The sequence below is a fragment of the Phytoactinopolyspora endophytica genome, from assembly GCF_004138495.1.
Taxonomy (GTDB): Bacteria; Actinomycetota; Actinomycetes; order Jiangellales; family Jiangellaceae; genus Phytoactinopolyspora; species Phytoactinopolyspora endophytica.
Genome location: NZ_ML142850.1, coordinates 272,685 through 278,585 on the forward strand (window position 1 = coordinate 272,685; position 5,901 = coordinate 278,585).

The window sequence follows — 5,901 nt, forward strand, 5'->3', positions numbered from 1 at the left end:
GACGGCCAGGGAGGCGTTCGACGACGGGCGTTGGTCGGGCCTGGGCGGGCGTGAGCGCTCCCGCATTCTGCTGCGTGTCGCCGCCCTGATACGGGAGCGCAACGAAGAGTTCGCACGCCGGGAGAGCCTCGACGTCGGCAAGCCGATCGGCTTCGCGCGCACGATCGACGTGCCCGGCGCGGCGGAGCAGTTCGAGTACTTCGCCACGCTCGCGCAGCATATGGACGGTGCGGTGCGTGAGACCCCGCTGCCCGCATTCGCCTACACCCGGCGCGAGCCGCACGGGGTGGTGGCGGCGATCAGCCCGTTCAACTTCCCGATGATCCTGACCAGCTCCAAGCTCGCACCGGCACTGGCCGCCGGTAACACCGTGGTGCACAAGCCCGCTCCGCAGACGCCGCTCAGCGCGCAGCTGCTCGCCGAGGTCCTGGCCGATGCGGGAGTGCCTGACGGCGTGTACAACCTTCTCACCGGCCCCGGTGCCGAACTCGGCGACGCGCTGGTACGTCATCCGGACGTCGATGCAATCGCATTCACCGGTTCGACCGCCGTAGGGCGCGTCGTCGCACGCACCGCCGGTGAGCTGCTCAAACCGATCGCAGCGGAGCTGGGCGGCAACGCCGCCGACCTCCTCTTCGCCGACGCCGACCTCGATCAGGCGATCCACGCCGTGATCAATTCCTTCGTCTTCAACACCGGGCAGTTCTGCATGGCGGGCCCGCGCCTGCTCGTCGAGCGCCCCGTGTACGACACGGTCATCGGCATTCTCGCCGACGCCGTCGGACAGGTTCCGCTCGGCCGGCCGAGCGACGAGAGCACGGTGATCGGGCCGCTCGTCAGCGCCGACCAGCTGGAGCGGGTCGACGGCTTCGTGCGTGACGCCGCCTCACGCGGTGGACGGATCGCAGCGGGCGGGCGGCGCATCGACCTCGACGGTGGCTACTACTACGCACCGACCGTGATCGCCGACCTGCCCAACGACGCTATCGCCGTGCAAGAAGAGGTCTTCGGCCCCGTCCTGACCGTCCAGCCCTTCGACACCGAAGAAGAGGCCATCTCCCTGGCCAACAGCACGGCGTACGGGCTGGCAGCCGGGGTCCAGACCGGCGATATCAGCCGGGCGCACCGGGTGGCCGCGCGGATCCAGGCGGGCATCGTGTGGGTCAACACGTGGGGGCTGCTGGACCCGGCCGTTCCCTTCGGTGGCGTCAAAGCGAGCGGTTGGGGCCGCGAGAGCGGGCCTGAAGCGTTCGCCTCGTTCACCCGCACGAAGTCGGTGGTCATCGCGGTCGACGGCGACTGATGACAGTAAAGGCGCAGTGGTCGTCTTCAAGGCCGCTCCCCGGCTGTGAGGTACAGCTTCAGGTACGGTGACCCTCAGATCCGACCGGGAGAATCGGCCATCGTGTCAGAGCTGGCGCAGCTGTGCCAGGTCAGCGAGATCGCGATCCACCGCGACCTGGAGGAGCTGGAACGCCAGGGTGCCGTGCGGAAGTTCCGCGGCGGATCACCAAGGACTGACGGTAAGCCGCGATCACTCGTCCCGGTCCAACCCACTAGGGCACGTCTCCTAAATGCGTGACGCCCTAGCCGAGACCACGCCGACCGCGAGGACACCGGCGCTGAGGACGAACCGCACCTGACAATCATGGTGGGTCAAGTCGAAACGCGCCGAGGCGGGCCGGTCGACGGTGCGGGCGTGAGTGTGTTCGCGAGCGCGCGTTCGGGGCCGCCTCGCGACGATCCGTCCTACGGTCCCCGGCGATGGATGGACCGGCCAGTTCGGCCGTAAGGTGCTGTGCATGTGCTGCGCTCCCGCCGTTGCGGCCACGAGCCGATGAACCAGGGCACCCATCCCGAAGAGCTGCCGGCCGAGGTCCTGGACGACGTGGCCAGCGTGGTCGGGGCAGAGGTCACTCTTCTCAGTCGCCTACCCGGAGGCGTCAATGGGGGTGCAATGCGCATCCAGTTGACCGGAAGAGCAAATGCAGTTCTCAAAGCAGCGCCCCGGGCACACCCCAACCACCTGGACGAGACGTTGCGAGCCCAGAGAGTGGTCGAGCACATGCGTAGGCGCGGCTATCCCACCCCGGCCTGGCTCGGAGTGGGGGCCACAGCCACTCATGTATGGCATCTGATGGACTTCGTTGACGCGGCTCCCGCGCCAGAGCTGACCCCGTCCCTCGTTGAGCAGCTGATGGAGATCATCGAACTCCAGGCTGGCCAAGCCTCCGAGCCCTACGACCACTGGTCGTACGCCTGGCGGGTCGCCACCGGTCAGGAATCGGCTGTCGCCGGGCTGGATTTCAACGAGACGCCGGAGCAGTCGCTTCTCCGCCAGTCCGTGGCCAGGCTCTCGGGGCATTCCTCCGTGGTGTCGGCCCTGGTCGAGCGCCTGCGGCTCGTGTGTGCCGACGTCCCACCACCACGAGAGGCACCTGACATGGTCCATGCCGATCTCTCAACCCCCAGCAATGTCCTGGTCCGTGACGGAGCGGTGGTGGCGGTCGTGGATATCGGGAACGCAGGTAGCGGCACGCGGGCGACCGATCTCACCACCCTCGTGTTGTACACCTTCCAGGATCCGCTGCTGGACGATGTCCGAAGGCGGCTGTGGACGAGAATCCTCGACCTGGTCGGCTGGGAGGGGGCGGCGGTGCTCGCAGCGACACAGATCCTCCACATGCTCGAGATCCCCATCCGTCACGGGCGCCACGATGTCGTTCCAGGGGTGGTCAAGCGCGGCCATCGCGCCCTCGACGAACTGAACGCGCTTCGCTAGGGCACGTCTCCTAAATGTGTGTCCAGGTGATGCACGCTGAGAGCAGGACGGCGGCTCGATAAGTGATGGCGAGCTTGTCGTAGCGGGTGGCCAAGGCACGCCACTGTTTGGCCAGGGCGAAGCAGCGTTCGACGACGTTGCGCCCCTTGTAGGTCACGGCGTCCAGCGTCGGTGGGCGCCCGCCGGCGGAACCCTTGCGCTGGCGGGCGGCGGTCTCGTCCTTCTTCTGCGGGATCACCGCCTTGATGCCCCGGCCGGCAAGCATCCGGCGCGCCTTGCCGCTGGTGTACGCGCGGTCGGCGATCACGGTGTCGGGACGAGTACGTGGCCGTCCTGGTCCCAAGCGTGGGACGCGGATATCTGCCAGCACGTCGACGAGCACCGCGCCGTCGTTGCGCTGCCCACCGGTGACCACGATCGCGAGCGGGCGACCGCGTCGACCGCCGCGTGGATCTTCGTGGTCAGCCCGCCGCGCGAGCGACCGATGCCGTGACCAGCAGGCTCACGCTCACCCCCGAGCGGGCTGTGGACGAACCCGGCCGGTGTCGGCGTGTAGTTCGACGTCGCCCCCTGTGTCCTGCTCCGGTCGCGAGGTGTTGGTGCCGTGCTGGTGGGCACGGCTGATCGTCGCGTCCACCGACACGTTCCAATCGATCTGTCCGATGGCGTCGGCATGCGACAGCAGGCGTGCAAGCACGCGGTCCCAGGTCCCGTCACCGGCATACCGGCGGTGCCGCTTCCACACCGTTTTCCATGGCCCGAACTCCTCGCGCGGCAGGTCACGCCACGGGATCCCGGTCCGGTAGCGGTAGACGATCCCATCGACCACCCGCCGGTTGTCACCGAACGGGCGCCCCCGCCGACCGACGTTCGAGGGCAGCATCGGCTCGATCCGCTCCCACTGCTCATCAGTCAAGGCCCGGTACCGCGAAGACGTCACCCGGCCAGTCTGCCGCGCGCCTCAGCACCTATTTAGAGACACGCCCTAGCTGTTGCGGGTCAGGACGTTCATGACGTTCGAGAATGTGATCGGTGCGAATGTGGGCTGCGGTGTCACACGGCGAATCTCGACTTTCTGCCGGGGAACCGATTCCTTTTTGATCCAGTGCCGGGTCTATCCCGTATGACTCACAACGAAGCGGATATCAACCGTCTTCATTGGCAGCGGTGCGCTGCCAATGACTACTCGGTCCCGTGGGAGGCGTTGACCACCCAACCCGAGGCGATCAAACAGGAGTGGGTGGGAGACGATCTCTGGCTGTGGCCGGAGGCGACCGCCAACGATGCAGTGTTGCTCTCGATCCACGGCGGCGGCTTTGTCGGCGCATCGGTGTCCACTCACGGAAAGTTGTTCGGGCACATCGCGGTCGCAGCGGCGACTTCGGCGTACGCCGTTGAATACGGATTGGTCCCAGACCACGTCTACCCGAGCCAGATTGACGCAGTAACCGCCGTGTACCGTCGCATCGCGGCGGACCGTCCGGTTGCACTGCTGGGCGACTCCGCTGGCGGCACACTGGCGCTCGGCATCGCGCTACGCGCGCGGGACGAAGGACTCCCGCGACCTCGTGGGCTATATCTCATATCACCGTGGACCGACATGGAAGTAGCTGGCAACTCCTTTGACACGAGCAGCGACCCGTTCTTCGGCCGGGAGATCGTGCGAGGCCTCGCCGCCGGCTATCTGGACGGCACGGACCCGCGTACGCCGGTAGCGTCCCCGCTGTACGCCAATCACCGGGACCTCCCGCCGACCTACATTCAGGCAGGCGAGGAGGAGGGCCTACTCGATGACAGTCTGAGGTTGGCCGAACGAATGCGCACGGCCGGCGTCAACGTCGAGCTCGACGTTGTTCCTGGTGAACTGCACACGTTCCAGATGACCGCCGGCAATACCGCGGCGGCCGACGACGCGATCAGGAGGGCGGGCACATGGCTGCGGCATACGCTGGGAGCATGACCGGCTTCGAGGCGGCGACGGAGCCGCTGCGGGGAGAACTCGTTGCGCATTCCTATCGGATGCTCGGGTCGTGGGCTGATGCGGAAGACGTCGTACAGGACGCGTTGCTGCGTGCCTGGCGGGCTTGGGAGAAGTTCGAGCATCGCTCGTCGGTCCGGACGTGGCTCTACCAGATCGCGACCAACGTGTCCCTTACAGCGCTGGAGGGCCGGAGTCGGCGGGCGTTGCCGTCAGCGCTGGGCCGACCGGAGCCGGACGAACCGGAGACACTGCCGCCGGATGCGTGGGTGCAGCCTTATGCGGCCAGTCGGGATGACGTGCGGTTAGCTCTGGTCGCAAGCCTGCAGACCCTGCCGCCGACTCAGCGAGCGGTGTGGCTGCTACGCGAGGTGCTTGCCTTCCCAGCAGCCGAGGTGGGCACGATCCTGAACATGTCGGTCGCCGCGGTGAAGAGCAGCCTTCAGCGTGCCCGCGCGCAGCTGGAAGGCTGCGACCTGCGACCTGACGACATTGTGGAGCCGGACTCTCCCGAGGCGCGGAGATACCTGGACGCCTACGTCACGGCGTTCCAGAACGCCGAGGTCAACGTACTGATCGAAGTCCTACGTGCCGACGTCAAGTTGGAGATCCTGCCGGGTCGACAGTGGTTCGGCGGTAGGGAATGTAGGCACGTGCTCCAGGCGGCCGTGGGCAAGCCGGGCGACTGGCGGATGGAACCGACGATCGCCAACGGCCAGTCCGCCGCGGTGGCATACCAGAACGGCGAGCCGTACGGGATGGCTGTGTTGGACATCCGACGGGACGGGCTTGCCGCGGTGACGGTGTTCAACGACCCAGAACTAGTGGCGCGGTTCAGCCGAGCGGCATCGGAAGGTTTCCAGGGTCCGACTTAGGCACACGGAACCGGCTATCGTGACCGCATGTCGCTGGCGGGAAGAGACGACGAGCTAGCGCGGATCGAACGACTGCTGGGGGATGCGCGCGAGGAGCGCAGCGGCGCACTGGTGGTGCGGGGCGAGGCGGGCATCGGCAAGTCGGTGCTTCTCGACCATGCGGTGTCGGTGGCGGAATCCGAGGGTCTCCAGGTGGTTCGCGGGACCGGGGTCGAATCCGACTCGGAGCTGGCGTACGGGGGCCTGCATCAGCTGCTGTTTCCTCA

The 5,901-nt window shown here is 67.1% G+C and carries 6 protein-coding genes and 1 pseudogene; 6 read left to right on the top strand and 1 reads right to left on the bottom strand.

Features of this window, described 5'->3' with window-relative positions; all coding sequences use genetic code 11:
- From ELR45_RS04600 to ELR45_RS04610, 3 genes are all read left to right on the top strand, one after another.
- The coding region (locus ELR45_RS04600) for an aldehyde dehydrogenase family protein (RefSeq protein WP_205855943.1) at window positions 1-1,303 on the top strand (1,303 nt) is incomplete at its 5' end.
- Window positions 1,304-1,405: 102 nt separating this feature from the next.
- Window positions 1,406-1,582 carry a DeoR family transcriptional regulator gene (locus ELR45_RS42480; protein WP_205855944.1) on the top strand — a complete coding sequence of 59 codons (177 nt, stop codon included), beginning with the start codon at window positions 1,406-1,408 and terminating at the stop codon, window positions 1,580-1,582.
- 222 nt (window positions 1,583-1,804) lie between these two features.
- Window positions 1,805-2,782 (top strand): phosphotransferase family protein, encoded by a 978-nt coding sequence (locus ELR45_RS04610; RefSeq protein ID WP_205855952.1) that lies wholly within the window; start codon window positions 1,805-1,807, stop codon window positions 2,780-2,782.
- A 10-nt stretch (window positions 2,783-2,792) separates the two neighbouring features.
- Here ELR45_RS04610 and ELR45_RS04615 read toward each other — a convergent pair.
- Window positions 2,793-3,722 (bottom strand): annotated as a pseudogene (locus ELR45_RS04615) (IS5 family transposase).
- Window positions 3,723-3,905: 183 nt separating this feature from the next.
- On the opposite strand from ELR45_RS04615, the gene ELR45_RS04620 reads away from it, so the two are divergent.
- From ELR45_RS04620 to ELR45_RS36895, 3 genes are all read left to right on the top strand, one after another.
- A complete protein-coding gene (locus ELR45_RS04620) occupies window positions 3,906-4,742 on the top strand; it encodes an alpha/beta hydrolase (protein WP_129663832.1) in 837 nt (278 codons plus the stop codon).
- The gene (locus ELR45_RS04625; RefSeq protein WP_205855954.1) at window positions 4,739-5,635 is read left to right on the top strand and encodes an RNA polymerase subunit sigma-70; all 897 of its coding nucleotides are present in this window, start codon (window positions 4,739-4,741) and stop codon (window positions 5,633-5,635) included. The genes ELR45_RS04620 and ELR45_RS04625 overlap by 4 nt, the downstream gene beginning before the upstream one ends.
- Before the next feature lie 27 nt (window positions 5,636-5,662).
- On the top strand, window positions 5,663-5,901 hold a 239-nt coding region (locus tag ELR45_RS36895), incomplete at its 3' end, for an AAA family ATPase (protein WP_205855955.1).

What these genes read in the sequence shown, in the direction of transcription:
- ELR45_RS04625 (WP_205855954.1), top strand. Translation starts at nt 4,739, where the DNA reads ATGACCGGCTTCGAGGCGGCGACGGAGCCGCTGCGGGGAGAACTCGTT.
- ELR45_RS04620 (WP_129663832.1), top strand. Translation starts at nt 3,906, where the DNA reads ATGACTCACAACGAAGCGGATATCAACCGTCTTCATTGGCAGCGGTGC.